The organism is Paracoccus sp. S4493 (assembly GCF_000967735.1).
GTDB classification, from domain to species: domain Bacteria; phylum Pseudomonadota; class Alphaproteobacteria; order Rhodobacterales; family Rhodobacteraceae; genus Paracoccus; species Paracoccus marcusii.
Window position 1 is genome coordinate 1 of the sequence record NZ_JXYF01000346.1, and the last position, 378, is coordinate 378.

Genomic DNA, 378 nt, shown 5'->3' on the forward strand with positions numbered 1-378 from the left:
TCCAGGCCCAGGGCATCGGCCTGTGCCGCACGGAGCACATGTTCTTCGACGCCGAACGCCTGCCCGCCATGCGCGAGATGATCTTTGCCGACACGCCCGAGGACCGGCGCCTGTCCCTGGACCGCATCCTGCCCATGCAACGACAGGATTTCGCCAGCCTGTTCGAGATCATGGCAGGCCTTCCCGTCACCATCCGGTTGTTCGACCCGCCACTGCACGAATTCCTGCCCCATGACCGCGAGGGGCTGCGCGAGCTGGCCGAATCGCTGGACCTGCCGCTGTCGGACGTGACCCGGCGCGTGGAGGCGCTGACCGAATTCAACCCGATGCTGGGCATGCGGGGGGTCCGTCTTGGGATCACCGTTCCCGAAATCTATG

General features: G+C 65.9%; 1 protein-coding gene. It reads left to right on the forward strand.

The window, feature by feature from the left end; genetic code table 11:
• On the forward strand, nucleotides 1-378 hold a 378-nt coding region (locus tag TW83_RS17660; protein WP_045984099.1), incomplete at both ends, for a putative PEP-binding protein.